Annotated in this window: 13 protein-coding genes; 8 read left to right on the top strand and 5 right to left on the bottom strand. The window is 49.0% G+C overall.

Annotation, left to right across the window (positions count from 1 at the left end; genetic code table 11):
- Nucleotides 1-4: 4 nt before the first annotated feature.
- On the bottom strand, nucleotides 5-178 hold the full coding sequence (locus BUC22_RS17880; RefSeq protein WP_013382598.1) for a cysteine-rich KTR domain-containing protein: 174 nt from the start codon (nucleotides 176-178) through the stop codon (nucleotides 5-7).
- On the bottom strand, nucleotides 171-653 hold the full coding sequence (locus BUC22_RS17875) for a MarR family winged helix-turn-helix transcriptional regulator (protein WP_013382597.1): 483 nt from the start codon (nucleotides 651-653) through the stop codon (nucleotides 171-173). The genes BUC22_RS17880 and BUC22_RS17875 overlap by 8 nt, the downstream gene beginning before the upstream one ends.
- Nucleotides 654-926: 273 nt before the next feature.
- On the opposite strand from BUC22_RS17875, the gene BUC22_RS21970 reads away from it, so the two are divergent.
- Together BUC22_RS21970 and BUC22_RS17865 are read left to right on the top strand one after the other, a co-directional pair.
- The gene (locus BUC22_RS21970; RefSeq protein WP_013382596.1) at nucleotides 927-1,079 is read left to right on the top strand and encodes a hypothetical protein; all 153 of its coding nucleotides are present in this window, start codon (nucleotides 927-929) and stop codon (nucleotides 1,077-1,079) included.
- A gap of 442 nt (nucleotides 1,080-1,521) precedes the next feature.
- Entirely contained in the window at nucleotides 1,522-13,608 is a 12,087-nt protein-coding gene (locus BUC22_RS17865) for a SpaA isopeptide-forming pilin-related protein (RefSeq protein ID WP_073383330.1), read from the top strand.
- A gap of 183 nt (nucleotides 13,609-13,791) precedes the next feature.
- Here BUC22_RS17865 and BUC22_RS17860 read toward each other — a convergent pair whose 3' ends face one another.
- The 3 genes from BUC22_RS17860 to BUC22_RS17850 all read right to left on the bottom strand — a co-directional run bounded on the left by BUC22_RS17860 (nucleotide 13,792) and on the right by BUC22_RS17850 (nucleotide 17,406).
- Nucleotides 13,792-14,166 (bottom strand): YegP family protein, encoded by a 375-nt coding sequence (locus BUC22_RS17860; protein ID WP_013382592.1) that lies wholly within the window; start codon nucleotides 14,164-14,166, stop codon nucleotides 13,792-13,794.
- A 155-nt stretch (nucleotides 14,167-14,321) separates the two neighbouring features.
- Complete coding sequence (locus tag BUC22_RS17855) at nucleotides 14,322-15,191, bottom strand: DegV family protein (protein ID WP_013382591.1); 870 nt, start codon at nucleotides 15,189-15,191, stop codon at nucleotides 14,322-14,324.
- Nucleotides 15,192-15,417: 226 nt separating this feature from the next.
- Nucleotides 15,418-17,406, bottom strand: a complete 1,989-nt coding sequence (locus BUC22_RS17850; protein WP_041689951.1) for a fructose-bisphosphatase class III — start codon at nucleotides 17,404-17,406, stop codon at nucleotides 15,418-15,420.
- Nucleotides 17,407-17,655: 249 nt separating this feature from the next.
- Here BUC22_RS17850 and BUC22_RS17845 point away from each other — a divergent pair, with 249 nt between their 5' ends.
- The 6 genes from BUC22_RS17845 to BUC22_RS17820 all read left to right on the top strand — a co-directional run bounded on the left by BUC22_RS17845 (nucleotide 17,656) and on the right by BUC22_RS17820 (nucleotide 24,250).
- On the top strand, nucleotides 17,656-18,288 hold the full coding sequence (locus BUC22_RS17845; protein ID WP_013382589.1) for a cobalamin B12-binding domain-containing protein: 633 nt from the start codon (nucleotides 17,656-17,658) through the stop codon (nucleotides 18,286-18,288).
- Between the two features lie 6 nt (nucleotides 18,289-18,294).
- Complete coding sequence (locus BUC22_RS17840; RefSeq protein WP_013382588.1) at nucleotides 18,295-18,999, top strand: GntR family transcriptional regulator; 705 nt, start codon at nucleotides 18,295-18,297, stop codon at nucleotides 18,997-18,999.
- Nucleotides 19,000-19,019: 20 nt separating this feature from the next.
- Nucleotides 19,020-20,942, top strand: a complete 1,923-nt coding sequence (locus tag BUC22_RS17835) for an EAL domain-containing protein (protein WP_013382587.1) — start codon at nucleotides 19,020-19,022, stop codon at nucleotides 20,940-20,942.
- Nucleotide 20,943: 1 nt separating this feature from the next.
- Nucleotides 20,944-22,443: a sensor histidine kinase gene (locus BUC22_RS17830; protein WP_013382586.1), complete on the top strand. Its 1,500-nt coding sequence runs from the start codon at nucleotides 20,944-20,946 to the stop codon at nucleotides 22,441-22,443.
- Between the two features lie 9 nt (nucleotides 22,444-22,452).
- Nucleotides 22,453-23,274, top strand: a complete 822-nt coding sequence (locus BUC22_RS17825; RefSeq protein ID WP_070081207.1) for a response regulator — start codon at nucleotides 22,453-22,455, stop codon at nucleotides 23,272-23,274.
- A 439-nt stretch (nucleotides 23,275-23,713) separates the two neighbouring features.
- Nucleotides 23,714-24,250 carry a hypothetical protein gene (locus BUC22_RS17820; RefSeq protein WP_013382583.1) on the top strand — a complete coding sequence of 179 codons (537 nt, stop codon included), beginning with the start codon at nucleotides 23,714-23,716 and terminating at the stop codon, nucleotides 24,248-24,250.
- The last annotated feature ends 57 nt before the right edge of the window (nucleotides 24,251-24,307 follow it).

Genomic DNA, 24,307 nt, shown 5'->3' with positions numbered 1-24,307 from the left:
CGTCTTAAGCGTCTGGCTCTGTAAGAACAGTCATTTTCAGTTTTGTTATGTTAATCAGGGTTTCTTGTTTGCACTTTGGGCAAAAAAGTGGAAAATTTTTTAATACGGTATCGTGCCTAGCCTTTAGCCGTGTTTTATTTTGACATACAGGGCAGAAAATCCAAACTTCTTTATGCATTAGTCGAGGCCTCCGCATTCATAATCTTCGTCAACGCGGCAATTTCGTTGCGAAAACATTCTTCATAGATATCTAAAAAGATAATCAGGGCTTCTTGCTGTTCGGGGGTTATCTTTTCCAGTGCGTCATTTTCACATTTCCATAAAGAGCCAATAACACAATCTGCGTATTTTTGTCCTTTTTCGCTTAATTTTACCTGCTTATTTCTGCGGTCTTCTTTCATTTCTGAAAGTTCGACTAAGCCTTGACGCCAAAAGGACTTAATAATCATATTGACGCTTTGTTTGTTGTATTGGCTCTGTTTACAAATTAACTTTTGTGTGCAACCCTGGGTGTGTTCATAGAGGACACCCAGTACGTTTAAACTCATGGGAGTTAAGCCCGCAGCTTTGGCATAAGCTTCGGATAACCTTTCGAGTGTTTTCCATTTTTCTGAAAAAAAGTCCACGTGTTGTTTTATTTTTCTTTTACTCATTCACAAAACCTCAATTAGTACAATTTGATTATAGTAATTACTTTGGACTATTATACTTTGTGTTGTAGCGATTGTCAAGATAATAGTATGCAAAAGAACTTTAATTTAATAATTTGTTAATTATTGGATAATTTGAAGCGCTGGCCTCTTTTTGTTGGTTTTGAAAAAGCGCGAAAAACTGCTTGTTCAACGAAGAGTGTACCAAGTGTTATAGGCTGCATTGATACCCTTCAGATAAAAGACCGGTGAGTTCTCAAGGAGTATCAGGGACTGGTGATAGCGCAGCTCAAAAGCTTCAAGGCTGAGGGCTGTACCGTCCACGGTGTCGGGCAGCACGGTGGGGTTGTATTCCAGATTGAGGAAGTGGTTGTCAATGCAATGGCGGGGCTTTTTTTATGTTTTCAGAGGTCAGCCAGCCTGTCTTAAAGGGCGTGCTGTCTGCCGGACTGCCCGCAAAGAACAGATGCATACCAGAGGGCATGGTGGCTTCGGGGCAGATCTGCCGATGTAAGGCCCTGCTTTTTTGAAGAAATATTGAAGATTGAGAGAGATTTTACAGAACCATAGTCTGTCCGTTTTCTGAAAAGACTTGGATTTTAAACATGCAAATTCAGTAATAAAAAGACTGTATCGGTAAAAAAAGTGAAAAGGAATTTCGATTTTGATAGACTTATTATAAAGGTAATCAATAGTGGCGAATTGGCGCTTGCCACAAATACAATAGAGAAATAAAAAAGGTAGAAAAATGAGAGAGAAGAGTAAAAAAAGTTTGAGAACAAGGCTTCTGGCCTTTGTTTTGGTTTTTTGCATGACATTCCAGATGATTGGGTTCAGCCCGGGGAGTGTGGCGTTGGCGGAAGGGGAGAGCATGAGATACTCTGCTGATATCATTAAGGACGGAAACTCGACTTATAAAGGGGAGGGAACAGATCCGACGGAAAGTTCCAACGCTGGTGCGTTTTCAAGTGTTAATATCAGCTTTAGCACACCGGCTGGGGGATACACAGCGGCAGAAGGAGCGGATACTTTATTCAAGCTGAAATTAAAGCCGGATTCAGCCTATTTACATCAAGAGTGGGGTAAAATTCCGACGGATAAGCAAGCAGATGCAGCAAATTTGCTTCAAGATGCAATGGAAGCAGATGCTGAAAACAAAGATGCTAAATATAAAGCGTTATCGCAATATATTGGTGTTAATGGCAATTTGCCTGAAATTAATTTTGATTATACCTTTGACACTGATTTCCTTTGGAAAGAAAGCAGCAACCCGGGAATCATTCTAGGAAACGCACACCAGGTTACCACGACCATTGACGGTTCAGATGTAACTGTGGGAGAGTATACTTTCATACAGGATAGTACTACCGGTGCGTTAAAGCTTCATTTTGTATTTGAGCCCTTTGTCTATGGTGTAACAACTGCGATGGCGGGAATGAGCTTTACTTTGGGACTACAGGATAGCCTGTTTGAAGGTGGTAATCCTGTTGAGGTGAAGTGGGATCAGGTGACCAGCAGCCTTAACGTGGGTGAATGGCGAGACCCTAGTCTTCCAGATACCTTGGACGATAATTATACCATTGACAAAAGCGTTGTGAACAAAGTTGGCGAAACCAACAGTGTGGGCGATGCCATGTATGTGGATTATAAGCTTGATTTAAGGGCAGAAAATGACGGCGATTTGCGAGGAAAAATTGTTGAGGACCTGCTGCCAGAGGGTCTGACCGTTGACTCTGTCACTGTGGGATTAAATGGTGCGGCGGAAAGTGGGATTGAAAGCGGTACTACACCGGGTGATGGCACTTATCAGACGGTCACTGAAAGTGGCCGTGCGGGTTTCAGCTATCAATTTCCAGGTGGAGCGCCATTGCAGCGTGCGAGTCTGACCATTCGCGCGATTTTGACCGTTGAACAGTACACCGAATTTATGGAGAGCGGAACTGGCAAGCTTTGGAATTTTACCAACCAGGCTTTTTTGCGGGATCCAGATAAAGATGGCCCCATCGCCCAGACAGAAGAGATCAAGACTGATATGGAAGCCACCTTTATGACAAAAGACGGGACACAGCGTGCCTATGACGGTAAATATTTTGACTGGGAAATCAATGTCAATACCCAGTTTAGCCATTTGTCCAACGCGTATATCATTGACAGCATCAGTAAGAACCAGCACACCTATGTGGATGGCGAGCCAATAAAAATCACCAAAGGCAGCGCCGCAACGGTTGATATGCCGCTTGAAAAAACGACAGATGCAAATCTTACAGATAAAGTATATACAGATTTAACCAATGCACTTTTACAGAATTCAGATAAAGCATTGTTAAATTCGCTGGAAACTTTGACCAATAATGGAAGTAAAGCCATCTACTACGAAAGTGGTGACGCTCAAATCATGATCATCCCCTTCGATAAATATGAAAATGCGAAGGTAAAAATCAATTATGCGACATTGCTGAAAGAGCCGGATAAGGTGACACCATCCTTGAATTTGTCCAACAAGGTTAAAATGATCTGGAGCCACTACTGGTATGGTAATGGGATTGGCAAAAGCGATTTTAACGTAAATATTGACATTGACAAGGGTGTTGCGGGTAATTATGATATTGTTCAGAAAACCGCTGATTTTCAGAAAGACAGCGGCACCATGGACTGGGTTTTTAAAATTAACCATTACCAGAAGAACGCCGAGGAGGTACGGATTGTTGAAGACCTAAAAGCCCAGAATATGAGTCTGGTCGATCCCGCCGATCCCTCGAAAAACTGGACGTGCAAAGACCAAAATGGCAAGACGGTGACGATCCACAACAGCCTGAGCCAGGGAACACCTTATTATGTGTATGACAACGCAGACAAGAAATTAACCTTTTATTTTGGCAATTTAACACCGGATAAATACTATGAGCTGCGTCTTCATACTAATGTGGATGGACAGATGGCTCAGGTAACAGATGACAAATCGTCGGTAAGCAACAAAGCAACAGTTTTGACTAAAGACAATGGAGCAGACGTAGAGCATACGACTGAAGCTAAACAGGATGTGGATAATACCATTATCCAGAAAGTCAATACAGGCTACGATCAGGCGACACATCAGGTGAAATGGACCATTACCGTTAACCAGAACAAGCTGCCCATCACAGGCAGCACAGTCACCGATGTGTTTAACACAGCGGATATGACCTTCTTAAATGTGGATGCTATCCGAAAAGACGGCATGGCCTTTACGCTGGATAAAGATAATAGGACAGCCAGTAAGAATGGCCAAACAATCGTCTGGTCTGCGGATGATAATCCTGTCTTTACCTTTAAAGATCAGACAAATGACGAGAGTATTTATGAGATTGATGTCACCACACAGCTGACAGAGACTTTCATCAATGAGTATTTAACAACAAACGCGGAAAATAATGTTGTGAATACAGCCGTACTTCGGGGCTTTGTAAAAGGGATGCCGATCCGGGATAGCAAGGACGTTAGCCAAACAGACAACAAAGTATCCGATGACGCCACCGCGCCCATCGCCACAACCGCCCTCAACAAACACGGCCAATACGACAGCGGTACACAGATTATTACCTGGACAGCGGCCTTTAACGGCGGTCAGGCCGCTATGAAGGGCCGTGTGATTACCGAGGATTTAAGTGCAAACCCCATTCTTGAGCTTAAGCACCGCGACCCAAAAACTGGCGGTCTTTTAACAGACCCCGTTAAGGTTTATGAAGGAAAATGGGAAAACGGGAAAATTGTCAAAGCAAATGATACACCAGTGATTAAGGACAGAAGTGAGTTTACAGATGTTGCAGATCAGGGCTTCAAGTTTACCGTGCCGGATAAGTACGCAAATACAATCCTTATCTTTGAGTTTGACACCTATATTACCAATAGCGCCTCCGGTGCGGATGTCAGAAACACCATCAAACTGGAGCCTTTAAGCGGTGTAAACAAGGGCGAAGAAGATAGTTCTACCGCGGATGGTCTCGATTATTTCGATATTGATGAATATGCCAGCATCTCTGTCGGACCATATATTAAGGTTAAAAAAACAAGCAGCAGCCAAGACACCAGTGGCAAAAACCAGATCAAGCTGGGCGGCGCAACCTTTACTCTGACCGAGTATGTAGCAGATGGGGCATCATCTGATTATGATAATGCGGTATGGAAGCCTTCAAGTGTAGCGGACAAAACACGTATTACCAACGATGACGGACAAGCCAGTTTTGTCAACCTCATTCCGACAGCAGCCCTGTACAAGCTTGAGGAAACAAAAGCGCCGGGCGGATATGATATTGATGATACACAGGATTCACCCAAAGTATACTACTTTAGGTTTGTCAATAAAGGGGCGTTTGACCCTGGCACGACTGAGCATAAGAATGTTCAGATTAATGAAGGAACAGCAACTAATGCAACGGTTCTGGAGATTAACAGAACCGCACTAAAAGGATTCTCCTTTGACCGGACAAACACCCCGACCGGCAAGCTGGAGTTTACAAAAACCGATGCTAACGATAAAGGCATTCAAGCTGTAGAATTCACCTTAGTTCGTGACGACAAAAAGGTAAAAGATCAGACCGCCACCAGCGATGCCAGCGGAAAAGTCACCTTTAGCAAGCTGGACCCGGGTACCTACACCCTCAAAGAAACCGCGGCGCCGGATCAGTATCTGCTGGGCAGTGATCGCAAAGTAACCGTGGATGAAAACGGCACGGCCACCATCGCTGCCGGAGACGGCCTGACGGGTGACACCACAGCCAGCTATAAAATCAGTAATCAATACGTTAGCGGCACCATCAAAATTAATAAAGTCGACAGCGAAAAAGACACGATTAAGCTGCAAGGCGCGAAGTTTGAGATTTATTCCGGTGTACACAGCGATAAAGCTGAATTGAAAAAGGATGGCTCTGACAAAAATTACATCGGAGAAGCCACCACAGACGGAAATGGCACAGCGACCTTTAACAATGTGCCCTATTCACCCACAGGATACACAATCATTGAGAGTGTGCCACCGACAGGATACAAAGCCACAGATGAGAATAAGTTGATTACAATTAAAACAAATGATTTGGGCTTTACACCGAATACAAATTTCACCCATACCGTGACGGAGGCAGTTAAAAATACCCGCCTGCGCTATGATGTGTCATTGACAAAGACCAATGACAATGCAACACCCGATAAGCTTGAAAGATCCTTTGAGCTGACTTATACAGATAATGATAACTATGATACATGGAAAAATGAGAGTAACGGAGTCAAAATAAAAGACAGCAAAGGCAGCATTAAGCGTGAAAGCGGAAAAATAACAGTAACCACTAACGGTCAGGGTGAATTCCAGCTCACCAACTTACCCTATGGTGATTATAAACTGACAGAAACCACAAACAATGAAGCTACCAATATCTACCAGAATCTGGACTTGACCATCAAAAAAGATCAGCTGATCGGCCATGAAACGACCAGCAATAATGCGTTAGTCCTCACTGCTAACAACGGAACAGATACAGTTGTCAACAAGCTGAAAAAAGCCAATGAATTTAAGATCACCAAAACCGATGATAAGGGTGATAAGCTGAAGGATGTCACTTTCACATTAACTGGGAAAGATGCCTACAACCGTGATATAAATATGTCACAGACGACAGGAACAGACGGCTTGGCAACCTTCAGAGATATCCCGATCGGCGCGAGTGATGGCAGTACCGCTTATACGCTGACGGAAACCCAGATCGGGGAAAATACCACGGCGGATACGGATGGTTATACCACTGATTTTACAAAAACTTATAAGGTTTTTGTAAAACCTGCCGTTAATAATGACGTGACGATAGAAGTAACAAATTTCAACGTTCAGAATAACGGTATTAGCATTACCAATGAACCGGTTGCCGGTACTATCGAATTTACAAAAAAAGATGAAGATGGCAGAATTCTGAAAGGCATTGAATTTGAACTGCGCCGAGTAGTCAATGGCGTTGCCCAGACGGCCGGTGAAGGCAGGGTGTTTAAAGCGACATCTGGAGATAATGGAGCAGTCAGATTTGCCGGCATCCCCTACGCCAACTATAAACTGGTTGAAACAAAAGGAGCGGATAGTTCCGCCACAAAAGAATTCGATATTCTAAAATCAAAATTGACAGTTACAAACAGTGGGACTGAAACGTTCAATTATAGCGAATCAGAAGTCACCAATACCCTGAACAAAGCCAGCATTACCCTGACCAAAAAAGACCAGGCAGGTATGCCACTTGGCGGCGTTGAATTTGCCGTTAAGCGTCAGGCGAGTAGTGAAGCTGATAATAAATTTAAAAGTTTTGTCTTAAATCCAAATGGAACAGAGTACTCCAATTATTACAAAAATGAGACTGAAGTATTAACCGCGACAAGCGCCGCAGACGGTACGCTAACCATCAGAGGCCTCGCCTACGGCAAATATAAGCTTGTAGAGACCACAAAACCCGATAACCCGGCAAGCGATGTAAGCGCTCCAGAAATTACCTTTACAGTGAACGAAAATGGTGAAATACAAGACTTACATGGAACTACAAAAAAAGGTAATAACAATATTGTCACCAACACCATAAAATACGGCTACGTCAACCTGTTAAAACAGACCGATAATGGCGAAAATCTGCCGGGTGTAAAATTCGATATTTACAAAACAGATGCAGCCGGCAATAAGACAGGCAACGCTATCCTGACTCTGACAACAGATGAAAACGGCAAATTAGACAAAACAGAAATGGAAAAAGACGGTGTCGGCCTGCTGACCTACGGCGACTACGTACTGGAAGAAACCAGTGTAGACAATGCTTTTACAATGAGCGATGAGTCTTATAAATTTACCATTGGTGATACGACAACTGGCGAAAAGGGTACCGCCTGGATTTCCCCAGAGAGTAACGCTGATAACGTCATTTACACAAAAGCTGGCGCAGGTGAAACTGCACCCACCGACCTGAAACCCATCATCAACACCGCCAAACGCCAGCCCATTGAGCTGAAAAAGACCGGCGCAGGTGGCGCAGCGCTGAGCGGCGCAGTCTTCGCGGTCTATGACGGTAATGCCCTTGTGGCGGAGCTGACGGAAAGTGCATCGGGTTCAGGAACCTACAACACCTTAAAAACAACGGATTTAAATTCCGCAATTACCGATACGGTTACAAAAAATAAAATCATCACTATTGATGGAAAAAATATTAAAATCCCTTACGTCAAAGGCAACGATCTGCTAGCAGGCACCTACACCATCTGTGAGATCAAACAACCGGACGGCTATCAATTGCCGAGTAAGGGTACAGAGCTAACGGTGGCCAATACTAAAGCGACTGTCGAAGTCATAAATGATCAAACCAGCTTTACAGTCGACAAGGTCAGCAATGAACCGGTTGACAATCCAGATAAACTTTCCGGCGCAAGCCTGGAAATCCGTAAAGATAAAGACGGATCAGCGGTATCAGATACCTTTAAATGGGTAAGTGACGGTCAACCTCACGCCGTAATCGGCTTGCCCGCCGGCACCTACTGGCTGGTGGAAACCGCCGCGCCGGAGGGCTATAAAGTGGCAGACCCCATTCAGTTTACTTTGGCTGATAACGGGCAGCTTTATAAAGGGGCAGAAATCAATGATGAGAATAAGTTGGAAAGCAATAAGCTCACCATGACTGACACCCGTGTCTACGGTCAGGCCAAGCTGACTAAAACGGTGACTGGTGTACAGGGAGCAGATGCATCCGGTATCCCATTTAGCCTGTACAAATGCACAGGCGATGCGCCCGATCTGAGTAACCCGACAAAGGATACCCTGATCGCCGAAAACCTGACAACCGACGATGACGGCGTCATCGACACTAGCAAGCTTAACAGCGTTACTAATGAGGAAACAAAGAAAGCGTTAAGCGCAGGCCTTTGGACAGGCAAGTATTATTTCTTAGAACAGCCAACTGACGGCTTGGTTTATGACGACACCAATAACAATAATCTGGTGGCATTTGAAATTACAGATCAAAATCACTATGCTGAAACCAGTACACCTGTGAAAAGTACCATGACGAACACTAGATTCATGACAAAAATAGCGTTCAAAAAATACGACACTACAGACACTACAGATGAATCCGGGATACAGGGCGTTACCTTTAAACTCACACGCTCAACAGATGGTGGAAGCACCTATACAGAACTCGTCGAAGAAGCGGGTAGAGGCGGAATCGTCGTTACAGATGATAAGGGCGAGGTCACCGCACAGCTTTTGAAAAAAGGCAAGTACTTGCTGGAAGAAGTAAGAGCAGAAGGCTATAGTTCAGACGGCGCGTTTAAAGCGACTTTTGAGATTGACGACACCCATTATAATAAGACAGTAAAACTTAATGAGACAACAAATTGGAATGTATTGAGTGGGAATTTTGAAAACAACAAAGGCATCGCCAACGACCGTCTCCCAGGTTCCATGACCATCACCAAGGTAGACGCAAAAGACAGTAATACGAAATTAAATGATGCGGTATTTGCTTTATATAAGGACGAGGCAACAACACCGATATTGACTGGAACAACCGGGAGGACCTATGTCTATGATGATGTTGATCCAATGCAGTCTGAAACAGAAGGAAACATCGGAGAGCTGAAAATCACGAACCTGCCTTGGGGTAGCTACAAGCTGGTAGAAATTACCCCTCCGACAGGTTATATCATCAGCAGCGTCCCGCTTGAATTTACCATTGAAGCAGGTCAGGTAAACTTTGGTGCAGTACAGAGTGCAGCGACTACCATCAGCAACGCTCAGAGCACCTTCACACTCAAGAAAGCAGATGCCACCGACGAAACATTCGTCAACGGCGCGGCCTTCCAACTGACGGATGACAGCGACAACAAGGTTATCTGGAAAACACCGGATAATACAACGTTTGCCAGCACCTGGTCAAATATTACCAAAACACTTGTTGCGGGCAAGACCTATACCCTCACCGAGACCAAAGCCCCGGACGGCTACGAAAAAGCCGCCCCGGTTAAGATCACGATGAATGAAAAGGGCGTTATCACTGTAACAGAAGGTGGAGATCACGTAAGTGTGACAGAAAACTCAACCATCACTGTAAAAGACCAGCCCATCGAAATCGGCCTTAAGAAAATTGATGCTGAAAGTAAGGAGAAATTAGAAGGTGCGGTATTTAAGGTAACCGGAACTTTTGCCGATAAAGAGATAACTGAGATTGAAGTCACACCAGCAAATCTCACAGAAACTCTGTCTGGACAGCTGATCGCCGGCGAAACCTACACCCTGACAGAAACCACCGCGCCAAAAGGCTACGAACTGGCTGAACCCATTGTCTTTACAGTCAATGACGCGGGCAAGGTGGCCCTCACAGACACCCCGGCTCACGCGGCGCTTGAAAATGGCAATGAAACCATCGTCCTGAAAAACACACAGAATGAAGTATTCCTCCAGAAAACCAACGCGGATGGCACAGCCATCGGCGGCGGCGCGGAATTCAGCCTGACCGGCGATTTCGCAGATGGAGAAAAAGTAAAGACAATCCAGACAAAAGATAAAGAGGCATACAGCCTCAAAGGCCTGCTGACCGCAGGTCAGACCTACACACTCAGGGAAACCCGACCGGCCGACGGCTACAAGCTCGAAACCCGTGAGGTGCAGATTACCATGTCCACCGCTGGCACCATCAGCATTGCACATGACACATCAGATATTCCGGCAACGGTGGTGAACAATGGCCTGACGCTGAACTTCAAAGATCAGCCCATCACCCTGAGCTTACAGAAAACTGACGCCAACAACGAAAATGAACCGCTTAAAGGCGCAAAATTTGAGCTCACTGGTGAGCTGGCAGACGGGAACAACAAACACACCATCGATTTGACAGAAAAAGACAGTGAAAACCTGTCCGCCCTGCTCATCGCCGGCAATGAATACACCCTGAAAGAAACCACCGCGCCGGAAGCTTACCAGCTTCAGCAAACGCCGGTGACCTTCACGGTGGACACGGATGGTAAGGTAACCATCACCAACGCAGACGCGGTTAAAGGCTTTGCTGCCCTGTCAGGTGACAAGGTCAGCCTGTCCTTTGCCAACACCCTGAACCAGGGCAACATCACCTTTATCAAATACGGCACGAATGACGAAAATGATTTAAACGCTAAGACAGAGCTGTCCGGCGCAGTTTTTGGACTGTATATGGATGCCAAGGCTGAAACAGCTGTCAAAGACGCCAACGGCAAGGCCATCACTGCGGCCAGCGGCCCCAACGGCACAGTTACCTTCAATGACATCTACGTGGGTACTTACTACGTGAAGGAAATCACCGCCCCGGCTAACTATACAGCGGACAGCACGGTCTATCAGACTGTGATCGACAAAGATGGAAAATGCGACGGGCTGCACGCCGTGACGGGCAGTCAGGAAGCGGATAAAGCGGTCAGCGAAATCACCAATGAAGCCGTCCGCGGCAGCATCACCATCAGCAAAACCGATTCCTTTAACAGCAAACCCATCAAGGGCATCGAATTTACACTGACGAAAAAAGACAGCAAGGGCAATGACATCAAGATAAAAACCGGCGTGACCGATGAAAATGGTGAACTGGTGTTTGACAACCTGCTTATGGATACCGAATACGGCGTTCGAGAAACAAAGACCCTCAGCGGTTATGTTTTAAGTCCGGTGACACAAAATATAACCTTAAAAACAGGCGAAAAAGACAAAAACATTGCCTTTACCAATGACCCCACCAAGCTGACTTTCAAGAAAGTTGACACCACCGGCGCGGGTCTGCCAGACGCAGAATTTACTCTGTACGACAGCGGTACGGAAAAGGCAAAGGCCGCCTCTGACAAGGACGGCATGGTCACCTTCCTGTATCTGAACAAGGGCAGGACCTATACCGTCAAAGAAACCAAACGTCCGGGGGATGACTATCTCCTGAACTCCACCGAGTTTAAAGCAGTGGTGGATAATGATGGAACCTGCACCCTGAAAAATAACGACGAGACTGTCACCCAGGTTGTCAACGCTGACGCGGGTGTTATCACTCTGAACAAGAAGGGGAATGACAACGGTCCGCTGTCAGGCGTGACTTTTGAACTGAAAAACGAAGCGGGCGAGGTTATCCAGACCCAGATCACCGGCGATAATGGACAGCTTGTCTTTGCCGATGTGCCCATGGGCAGTTACACCATTGTGGAGACAGCGGCTCCTGATCCCTACGCGGTATCGGCAGACGTGACCAAAGTCACCCTGAGCCGCGGCGCAAGCCAGAAGGTGACCGTCAGCCGGGTGAATGCCCTGTCTCAGGTGGTATTCCACAAACGCGGCATCATCACCGAAACCTGTGCGGGCGACCCGCAGCACGCGCCTCTTGAAGGCGCTGTCTACGGCCTGTACAAAGATCCCGAATGTGCCGCGGAACCGGTATACACTGCCGTCAGCGGCAATCCTGGTGATGGCTGCAAGGTTGTCTTTACCGGCGTTGCCCGGGGAACCTGGTACGTCAAGGAAATAACAGCACCACAGCATTACATGCTGGATACGACGGTCTACAAGGCCGTTGTGGACAGCGATGGACATTTTGACGGACTGGCCAATCTGGACGATACAAAGGTAGCGGATAACCGTGTCGTGGACGCGGCTGTCACCACCGATATTGTTCTGAAAAAGGTCAATGAGCAGAAACCAGATGAAGTGCTGCCGGGCTCTACCTACGGTTTATTCAAAAAAGCAGCCAAAGCGTTGCCAGCACAGGCACGATCTTTCAGCTTCTTCGGCACAGAAAGCGCTGCGGAAACAGAAGACGAGAGTGAATGGCAGCAAATCGCTGAGGCGACAACCGGCCAGGACGGCTATCTCCGTTTCGAAGGCGTGCTCATGGGTGTGGAATACTCTATCCGCGAGCTCAAAGCCCCCGAAGGCAGCCATGTATCTGAAAAGCCTGTAAACATCAAATTTGGCATTAATGAAGCGGGTGAGCCTGTCATTGAGAGCATCGACCTCGGACTGGCAGACCCAAGCGACCCCAACAGCCCGCCAACCGCTACCGTGGATCCCGAGACAGGGGAGATCGTCTGGCTGGAACCATCCATTGTGGCAGAAATATCCAAGACAGATATGAACGCAAACTTGCTGGCAGGCGCCAGACTGCGTATTACCGTCAAGGACGGGAGTGGTGTCTACATACCGCTTACCCAGGCAGATGGACAGCCTGCCGAATGGGTATCCGGCGAACAGCCAGAAACCTTTGTCAAACTCATGAAAATAGGAAAAGACTACCGGCTCGAAGAGATAGAAGCGCCTTCAGGCTACAAGCTTGCAGCGCCCGTTGACTTTACCGTCAGGACGCCAGAACAGGGTGTCGGTCCAGGAGAAAATCTTACAGAGCAGGTGGTTTTAAAAAATGAACTCACCTCTTTCTTCATCAGCAAGACCACCATCAACGGCACCGACGAGCTGCTAGGTGCAGTCCTGGCCGTCTACGAGACTGCCGGGGATGGCAGCATTGCCCGCGACGAGGACGGAAACGAAATCGTGGCAAAGACCATCACAGGTGAAAGCCTGAGCTGGACATCGGGCAAGGAGATGAAGAAAATCGAGGGATTGCCGGCAGGCACCTATGTCTTACGGGAAATCACCGCGCCGGATGGCTATGAGGTGGCAGAGGAAATCACCTTTGCTCTGATGCCCGACGGCACTGTGGCCGTGGGCGGCAAGACCTGCGAAGGCAACATTGTCCGAATGCAGGATAAGCCAGCGGCTGAAACCGGGACACCAGATGTACCCGATAAGCCGCAGACATCATCCTCCGATCATCCAGATGCAAACAACGGTGCAGCCACCGGCATTGCCGGCTCGGTCAGCCCGGCCACCTTCTGGGGCGTACTGGCACTGCTCAGTGTCGCAGCGCTCCTGGTCTGCAGCATTGTCGTCTGGAGAAGAAAACGCTGGTAAGAAAGCCAAGCAAGCAAATAAATAAAAACAAGGGAAGCAGTACATGCCTCCCTTGTTTTTTTGAAAAAAATTTTGGAAAAAAGGTACGAATTCCCGTTCTCTTCAGCGATAAGCAGAGGGGAGAAAAACGCCCCCGGATAGGCTTATCCGGGGGTGTCTTATAAAATATATGAAAGGTAAGGATCAGGCTTCTTCAATGATGACTTCGGCCTCGGGGGCGTTGCGTCTGACGGAATCAATGCCCTTCAGGCAGCTGCCCTTTTCTTTGTAAGCGGCAGACACAGCGATGATCTCGCCGTTGCTGGCCTTCAGGTGAAAGCGGTATTTACCGCCCTTATCCAGGTACAGCTCAAACTTTGGATTTTTGGCGGGCACAGGCTCCTTGGCGGTCTGGTCTTCCAGATGCGCAGCCTCTGCATTTTTCTTGACAGATTCCACCCCGTGCTTGCACGTGGTCAGGCTTGCGTACACCTCAGACGTCGCGATTACCTCGCCATTTCGGGCTTTCAGATGAAAGGTATAACCAGATTTGACCGGCTTGACAACAAATTTTCCCATAGCAAAAACCTCCTGGGCTCTATTTTTAAACGAAACAAATGTTTAATTTAAGTATACCACAGGAGCGGGAGAGGTGAGGAACGTTTTCAGTAGAAAGGGGACAGGTTTGGTAAAAAAGAAACCCGCCCGGCTGTGTCAGCGGGCGGGGTAAAACCTTATCGTTCTGTCCCCAAAAAGAACAGGGCCACCGTGCCGGGGCCGGAGTGTGCGCCGATGACCGGGTCCACCCAGTTGATGACAATTTCCTTGGGATGGTATTTTTCCTCGATCTTTTTGGCCACGTACTGGGCGTCCTCCAGGCAGTCGCCGTGGGTGATGAAAATGGACTGCTCAGAAGGGTTGATGGCCGTCTGGTCCAGCCGTTCCACCAAAGCGTCCAGAGAGCGCTTGCGGCCGCGCACCTTGGTCACAAAAATCAGGCGGCCTTCGTTGTCCATGTGCATGACGGGTTTGACGTTTAAGAGCGTGCCGAAAATAGCCACGGTGCCCGAGACGCGTCCCCCGCGCTGCAGGAAGAACAGGTCGTCCACAGTAAACCAGTGGCAGAGGTGCAGGCGGTTTTCCAGAAGCCAGCCGTTGACCGCTTCAATGCTCTCGCCGGCCTCCCGCAGGTTTGCGGCATGGTAGACGAGAAGCCCTTCACCCAGAGAAGCGCCCAGGGTATCCACCGCGTAAATCTTGCGCTCAGGATATTTCTTTTTCAGTTCCTCCAAAGCCAGGTAACCGACCTGGTAAGTGCCGCTGAGGGCGGAGGAGAAACCGATGTACAGGACATCCTTGCCGTCCTGGAGCAGGCTTTCAAAAAGCTTGGTACAGGTATCGCTGCTGATCTGAGAGGTCGTGATTTCCTCCTTGTTGCGCATCATGGTATAGAACTGGGCCAGATCGGTGATCTCACCTTTGGTATAGCTGTAGTATTCTTTTCCCCCGACTAAAAAACGTAAGGACAGGATATGCAGACCGTAGCGGTCAATGATGTCCTTTGGCAGGTTACAGGAAGAATCTGTTACAATTTCAAAGCTCATGTTTTCCCCTCCGATTGTATTGAAGTATTAGTGATTAATAGTAGTTTTAGTTTATCACAAGGAAAGGGTTTTAGCAATAGGTGGAAGGTGGAAGGTTATAGAACGTTTTGCTGATACAAAACGATTGAATCTGCAGCCGACAGGCCGCGTCTAAGCAAATGTACGGAGCACATTTTCGCTTAAAACTCCCACCTTCCAATTAAAAAACGGGCAGAGCCCGTTTCTTTTAATAAGATTTCTCCTTAATAATCCCTTTCCGGTAAGCCGAGATCAGCATTTCAAGATCGTGTACCTGAGCCTGGATGCTCTTGCCGATGTCGGTGTCCTTGACGCGTTTGCGCTCCAGAGTAGTTTCTACCACCTGGCGGGTGGATTTGATGTCCACGCCCTCGCGGATGGCCATATCGACCGATTCAAAGGGCCGGTGGCTGATGAGGGTGAGGCCGTAGGAGTTGTAGGTCAGGGTATAGCCGGCGATGCCGGTGGTTTTCTGGTAGGCTTTGGCAAAGCCGCCGTCGATGACCAGCTGCTTGCCGTTGGCGCGGATGGGGCTCTCGCCCGAGCCGGCTTTTACAGGCACATGGCCGTTGATCAGGTGGCCTTCCACCGGGTCCACGCCGAACTCTTTGAGGATCATAACCGCAATGCTCTCATTGTCGTCGATCCTGGTGTAGAACGGGGTGTAGCGCTCCTTATGCGGGGTTTTATCGTCGATGAAATACCGCTCAAAGGTCGCCATCTTATCCTTTCCGAAAAGCGGGGAGTCCTTGTTGCACCAAAGGTACCACAGGAAGTCCGACTTGTTCGGGCATTCCTCAATGTCGCCGAAATAGGCCTCGCGGGCCATCTGGTCGTATTTGTCCATGAGGGAGCGGCCAGAATAGTATTTGTTGTTGATCTTCTTAACCTTAAAGGTGCCGTCCTCGTTCAGCAGTACGCAGGCATGGAACAGCAGGTTGTTGTTGTACACCAGGTACATGCTGCCCTTGGCGTACATGAAGCGGATGTGCTTCTGGAGCTTTTCGCTGTGGCGGAAGGTGTAGCACAGCTTATCCACCACAATCTGTTCTTCCTCGCTCAGTTCCCAGGGCTTTTCATGGTCAAGGGTAGGGAAGTTGGTGTCATTGAGCTCATAGACCACGCCGTCCACCTCGACGGTCTTGTTGTCCTCGCTGATTTTGCGCAGCAGCAGGCGGTCGTCCATCTCATATTCGGGGTGGCGGGAGATCAGCTGGTCCTCCAGCTTAAACTGGATCATGCTGATGGCCTTGTGCATGCGGGTCATGAGCAGGATTTCCGCGTCGGTCTCGATGTCGTCCGGGCTCACCTTGGGGGTGAACTGCTGGCACGGGTCTTCGCGGTACACGCGGTTTGCAAAGGTGGCCAGAGGCAGCAGGTTGATGCCGTAGCCGGTTTCCAGGGCGTCCATGTTGGCGTAGCGCAGAGCGATACGCACCACATTGGCGATACAGGCCGCGCTGCCCGCGGCAGCGCCCATCCACAGAATATCGTGGTTGCCCCACTGCATATCCAGGGAATGGTGCTTCATGAGGGTGTCCATAACCACGTCCGGCCCAGGACCACGGTCAAAGATGTCCCCGATGATGTGGAGATGGTCGGTGGTCAGGCGCTTGATGACCCCGGAAATCTCAATGATAAAGTGTTCGGCCCGGCCGTATTCCACCAGGCTGGCGATAATCTGGTTATAGTATTCCTTTTTGTTGAAACGGTGCTCATCCTCCTGCAAAAGCTCCTCCATCACATAGGCGAAATCCTTGGGCAGGGCCTTGCGCACCTTAGAACGGGTGTATTTGGAGGCAGCGGCCCGGCAGACCTTGACCAGGCGATAAATGGTGAGCTCATACCAGTTGTCCAGGTAAGGGCCTTTCTTTTCCTTTTTAATGAGGTCCAGCTTTTCGCTGGGGTAATAGATGAGCGTAGTCAGCTCTTCCAGGTCTTCAAGGCTGACTGTGCTGCCCAGCTCGTCCATGACTTTGCGGCGGATGGCGCCCGAGGCGTTCTGCATCACGTGGTTAAAGGCCTCGTGCTCGCCGTGGATATCGGTCAGGAAGTGCTCTGTGCTCTTAGGCAGGTTTAAAATTGCCGTCAGGTTTACCACCTCGCCCACAGCGGTGGTGATGTTTGGAAAGCTGCCGGACAGCAGCTCCAGATATTTTTTGTTTTTTTCAAGCTCGGCTTTTGTAAAGTTTTCCATAGAATGCTCCTTAAAATTCTCTGTATTTTCACAATATTTCTGGGAACCTTTGCAATGTATATACCCATTATACGCTTTTTTCATTAAAATTCCAATAGAATAAAGAAGAATTCCTTGACAATTCTTTAACGAAAGGTTGACTAAAGAAAAACAAATAAATGCCGTAAATCCGCTGGTTAAACGATTGTCACAGACTGGTTTTTGTGGTATGATTTTTACTAAAATAGATTGATTGTGGACGGAGTTATCATGGAGAAAAAATTAATCGAAGCGGTAGAAAATATCGACGAGCCCCTGGCCATCCGCCAGGTGAAATCCCTGCTCGCATCAGGGAGAAACCCGAAGGAAATATCCAACGACCTCAACTTTGCCCTTCAGCGCGTGGCCAACCGCTACGAAAAGGGCGAATATTACATCGCGGACCTCATCATGGCCGGCGAGCTGGTGTCCAGCCTGCTCAAAATATCCGGCATGGAGTCGGAGCGCTCAAGCCGGCAGGCCCCAGCGGGCAAGATCGTGGTGGGCACTGTGTTTGACGATATCCACGATGTGGGCAAAAACATTTTTGTCAGCATGCTGCACTCCGAGGGGCTTGAGGTCATCGACCTGGGCACTGATGTCCCCACAGAGGAATTTATCCAGGCCATCCGGAAAGAAAAGCCCCAGATACTTGGCATCAGCGGGATTCTGACCTCCGTGGTGGAAAATATCCGGGTGGTGGTGGACGCCATCACAGCGGCCGGCCTCCGGGATCATATCAAAATCATTCTGGGCGGCGCCATCGCGGGCAAGGAATACGCCAAATATGTGGGCGCCGATGGTTTTTCCAGCGATGCCATCGAGGGCGTCTCCATCTGCAGAGAATGGCTTACCCAGGAGTAAGAAACCATGCGTAAAATTTTATATCTCGATATTGTAAATGACATAAAAGGAAAAATCGAAAAGGGCGAGATGAAGCCCGGAGACATCCTGCCGTCGGAGCATGAGCTGTCAGAGTTTTATGACGTCAGCCGCACCACCCTGCGCAAAAGCCTGGCGCTGCTCGTCAATGAAAATTATATCTACACCATTCCGGGAAAGGGCAATTTTGTCTGTGAGCCCACCTCCAACCATTACCAGTTTTATTTCGACGAGGTGGACAGCCTCAAGGGCCAGATCGACGAGGTCAAGCTCATCAAGGTGGGCGTTGTGTCGCCGGGGCGCCGGCTCATGCGCGAGCTCAAGGTAGGGTCCTTCGACAAGGTCATACGTGTCCAGAAGGCCTTTTACATGGGCAGGGACGTGGTGCAGTACAGTAACATCTACCTGCCATACCAGAAAGGAAATCCCATCGTGGAGGATGTCATCAATTTTGCCAATTTCCACGGCATCATGGAAAAGTCCAAGCTCCAGTTCCAGCTCAAGAAAAAGCTGCACATCGAGATCGTACAGCCCTCCCACGAGGTGCGGGGGTATCTCAAAATCCCGAGGGAGGAGAGCGTATTCCTCATCTCCCAGTGCATTCTGTCCGTGGAGGACGGCATGCCCATCAGCTACAATGAATTTTATATCCGAAAAGACTATTTCTCAATCGACGCTGAAACGGTAATCTGAAAATTTATGAGGTAAAAGAAATGACATGGCATTTGGAATTTGAAATCTATTCAGCGTTAATCATCGGGATCATCATGGTCTACTATTTCAGAGGGCCACGGGTTCCCACCTGGCAGAACCGTATTTACGGCGCGACCCTTGTCATTTCAATGGCCTTTATTCTTACGAACATTGTGGCTACTCTGCTGTTAGAGCACCTGACGCCCGCCAATTTCGGGCTGGCTGTTTTCTTCAACAACCTGTACCTGATTTTTTTGCCCAGTATGCCTATGATGGTGCTGCTCTATGTGATCTCCATCATTTACCAGGAGTTCTGGCACAAGAGAGCCCTGGTTATCCTGGCTTTTTCGATGTATTTCATTTACCTTGTGCTGGCGCTGTCCAACCCGCTGACGCATTTTTATTTCACACTGGATCTTGAAAACGGCTATGCCCGGGGCATCGGCAACCCCTTTACCCATGTGAGCTCCATTTCCTATATCCTGTGCGCTGCGGTCATCGCCATCTATAACCGGAAGAAAATATCAAAGTCTGTCTTTGCTGCCCTCTGCGCCTTTATGGTGCTGTCGCTGGCGGCCATCCTGCTCCAGTTTGTGTTTACAGGCTATATCCTCACCGGCGTGGCCTGCACCTGCTGTATCCTGCTGGTACACCTCTCCACCCAGAGCAACAGCATGGTCAGTGACGAGCTTACCGGAACCTTTAAACGGCAGGTTTTTCTGCAGATGATCGAGATGCACCTGAAGAACGGGAAAAAGGGGGATATCATTGCCCTTGCCCTGCGGGATTTCAAGTTCGCCAACGAGGTTTTCGGTGTCAAGACCTGTGACCGCCTGCTCAAGGAGGTCGCCGGATTCCTGAAGGGGCTGGCTCCTACGGGCCGGGTCTATCGTTTTGACGGCGATGTTTTCTGCATCGCAGAGCCAAACGGCGCAGAAAACACCGACAGGCTTGTGAACCTCATCGTGGACCGGTTTAAAAAGCCCTGGCACTTCCAGGGCATCGACTACAGCCTGAACTGCAGTCTGGGAGTGGTGCCAATGGGCAAAGGCGGCACCGAAACCGTGGACGAGATCGTGTCTGCCATCGACTTTGCCATCCAGGAGTCCAAGCACCGGGAAAATGGCGTGGTGCGCGGCGGCGAAATCTTCAACGAGAAATTCAGGCGTAAGAACCATATCCGCGCCATGCTCGCCTACGCTCTCGAAAAGGATGGCTTTGAGGTGCATTACCAGCCCATCTACTGCCTTGCCACGGGCCGCTTCGCCACCTGTGAGGCGCTGGTGCGCATGCGCGACCCTGAGTTTGGCCTCATCCCGCCCGATGAGTTTATCCCCATGGCCGAGGAAAACGGTATGATTGTCTCCATCGGCCTCGTTGTGTTTGAAAAGGTCTGCCAGTTTATGACAGCCCATCCCTATACCGAAGGAGGCTTTGAGACCATTGGCGTCAACCTCTCTGTGGTGCAGTGCATGCAGGAGAGCCTGGCCGATGACCTCATCGCTGTCATGGAGCACTACAAGCTGCCGCCCGGACGCTTTAAATTCGAAATCACCGAGACCGTGGCCGCTGCCTCCATGTCCACCCTCCGGAGCACCATGGAACGGCTCATCGATTATGGCTGCGCCTTTGCCCTGGACGATTTCGGCATCGGTTACTCTGGCGTCACCAATATGCTCAACCTGCCCTTTAAGCTCATCAAGCTGGATAAGAGCCTGACGGACCGCCTCACCGGCGAACCCAGAACCAGAATAGCCGTGGAGGCCATCATTAGCCTCATTCACCGCCTGAGCATGCGTGTTATCGCCGAGGGCGTGGAGGTGGCCGAGGAGGTCGAAATTCTGCGGGAGCTGGGCTGCGACTATATCCAGGGCTACTATTTTTCAAGGCCGCTGCCCGAGGCGGCATTCACAGCCCTTGTCAAAAAAACGGCGTGGAGGTAACATGTCAGCGAAACCCATTCCAAAACCATCCGAAAAAACCGTCTATTTTATCTGTCTGGTTGTCATGCTCGCCTTCATTGCGGGCATGGGCCTGCACGGCCTGCTCACCGGCCAGGTCGAGAACGCCCGTACCCACAGCGAGCTCACCATGAATATCGGGGACGGGGGTGTGGAAAGCCTGCCCTCCGGGGTTTATATCACCTCTGTTTTTACCAATCTCAAGGACGACGTCAGCTATTCGCCCTTAAAGATTTTTTCCATTTCTGTTCTCAGCACAGCTGTGCTGGTATTCTGCCTGGTTTATCTGCTTGTGCTTATGATCAGCCGGGTCAAAAATTATTCAAACCTCATACTGGGGGCGGTAGTGTTTCTGATCGTGCGCATGTTCAGCGTGGACATGGCTGTCACTCTCGAGGCGTTGTTCAACACACCCTTTAACATCACTCTGGCCACCATCTTTTATGGTTCCACCCTCAACGCCTGTATTCTGCTGTGCCTTACCGTAGAGGAACAGACAAGGGGCAGGATCAGGCTGAGGCCTGTGCTTGTCCTGGCCGCCTGGTACGCCGTTGTGCTGTTCGCCATCGCTGTGGTGTCTCAGAGTAATCGGACGTTGTTTCTGGAGCAGCATATCCGCCTTGGGCTGTTTTACCCTCTGCTCTACATGTACGCCCGGCTGTACCGTCTGGTGGAGGAGAAAATTCCGCACATCCGGCCAGCCCTCGTGGGCTACGCGTCCATTACGGTGGGCCTGTTCGCAGACACCATGTACCTGTCAGGCTGGTCCACGTCCGACATGTATATGCTGTATCCGGCCACCCTGTGCCTGCTGCTCATGTGCATGATCTACATCTATTACCAGCGGGTCATCGAGATCCGGCAGGCAGAGGCGATCCGTATCGCAAACCTGTACAAGGAGATCGAGCAGAAAAGTGCTGACATGATGGTCAGCCAGCTCCAGCCCCATTTCATGTTCAATACCCTTCAGGCCATCCAGGTGCTGGCCCGGCGGGATACCAGGCTGGCCGACAAGGTGATCTTTACCTTTTCCAACTACCTGCGCGCTAACCTCGACTTTGTCAAGATTAACCAGCCAGTCCCCTTTGATAAAGCACTGGTGCCGGTTCAGTGCTACGTGGACATTGAAAAAATCCGGTTTAAAAATCGTTTCGACGCCGTATATGACATCGAGGCCACTGATTTCAGCGTGCCGCCCCTGTGCATACAGCCCTTGGTCGAAAACGCCGTCAAACATGGCGTCTGCCGCAAGCCAGAGGGCGGAACAGTCACGCTGTCCACCCGGGAGCACCCCGGCTATTACGAGGTCGTCATCACTGATGATGGCGTGGGCTTTGAGACGGATAAGCTGTTGGAGAAAAAAGACGGCGGCATTTATAACGCCCGCTTTCAGCTCACGCACATGCTGGACGCGGTGCTGACCATTGAAAGCGCGCCCGGCAAGGGCACGGTGCAGCGCATAAAGATTCCCAAGAAAGAATAGGAGACGGACATGAAAGTGATCATCGTAGACGACGAGAGCTTTGCCATCGAAGCCTTAGAATACGTCCTGGAGGACATGGCGGGCGTGGAGGTGGCAGGCACCTTCCAGAACGCCTCGGAGGCGCTGGATTTTGTGAGGGACCACAAGGTTGATCTGGCCTTTCTGGACATTGAGATGCCAGGCTTTACAGGTATCGAGCTGGCCGGTTACCTGAAGGAGGCTGCACCGGATATCCAGACAGTTTTTGTGACAGGCTACAACAATTACGCCCAGCAGGCCTTTGACGTGGAGGCAGTGGGCTATATTCTCAAGCCCTTCTCGGCCGAGCGGGTTCAGGCGGTCATCGACAAGGTGGGCAAAAGAGCGTCCCGGAAGCCGGAAAACGATGTGGTTATCCGCACCTTTGGCCGGTTTGATATTTTTGTCAGGGGGGAGCTGCTCATCTTTAAAAGCCAGAAGGCCAAGGAGCTGGTGGCCCTGTGTGTGGACCACCGGGGCGGCGTGGTCACCATGGAGGAGGCCATCGACAAGCTGTGGGAGGACCGGCTCTTTGATGAAAAGACCAAAAAGCTTTACCGCAAAGCGGTCATGATCGCCACTCACACTTTTGAGGAGGCGGGCGCGCCGGGCATTTTCCAGACCCGGCGCGGCCTGTGCTATATCGAACGGGATAAAGTCTACTGCGACTACTACAAGCTGTTAGAAGGCGAAATCCTGCCAAAATCCCCCTTCACCGGCGAGTACCTGTTTGAGTATTCCTGGGCCGAAGAACGCGTGCCCGAAATCTGGGAAATCCAGGAGCTGGTCGAGAAACAGCGGGGGGAAGATTAGCGGTTGCTTATGGTTAGAGGGGGAGGTGGAGGAGAATTGGCGCTGTCCGCGGATTAAAAACACCTTCTCTCGGTAAAATGCGACACCTGCGGTGTGCATTTTAATCTCGACCCAGGTGTTCTTTAATCCTCGGACAGCTCAGGCAGTTATTTGATCCCGCGCCATATACAGCGCCGAAGTGCGAGAACATCCCTCCGCTCGTCCCTTAATTTTATTTTCTTAAATGATTGCAGTTCGTATTGCGGCCAAAGGCCGCAATCCTCAATCAAATTTTTCAAAGAAAAATTTGCACAATAACTTTCCACCTTCCTCCTGTTTAAGGAGTAGCGGAAGTGTAGCGTATCCAATTGTATAATAGGCTCATCGTTAAGAATAAGTCATTGTCAAGAGGCAGCAATGATTAAAAATTTAGATGTATTTATACAGGAGGAATTTAGAAATGAAAAAGAAGACTTCGTTATGGATTAGTGGGATCACCACAGTGGCATTATTGGTTACGGCTGTTGGGTCGTTTGCGGCTTGGAAAATTACAGATAGTACAGAAACATTCTCTGTAACTGCTGGAGACTCTGTTGCGGTAAAAACTAGTGTGGTTAAGACACCAAGTGATAAGTTGGTTCCTATAGACCCTGCTTCTGGAGAGGCAACATCTTTAGTGGGGAGTTTCAAAGCAGAACTAGTTGCGGGTGCAACAGCCAATGATCTTAAGGGTGAAGTTACTAAGCTTCAGGTGAATGGGTCTTCAGGTGATGCAATAGATTCTACATTTATATCTGGAATTTATACAGATGAAAATTGTACTACTCCGATAACAAATGGTATATTAACAGGTGGAACAGATAATACGTATTATGTCCAAGTTAAATTTGCAGATGATGGAAGTACTTGGAATGCTGATAAAGTGGCAAAATATGCTGGGAAAAATATTGATTTAGAAGTTAAATGTTCTGCAGTTGCTAAAACTCAGAATCCATAAAAGAATTTAAAATAGCGGTGTACTACTTAGTTCACCGCTCACTTTGTTTTTAGCAGA

The organism is Eubacterium callanderi (assembly GCF_900142645.1).
Classification (GTDB): Bacteria; Bacillota; Clostridia; order Eubacteriales; family Eubacteriaceae; genus Eubacterium; species Eubacterium callanderi.
This window is presented reverse-complemented; position numbering and strand designations above follow the sequence as displayed.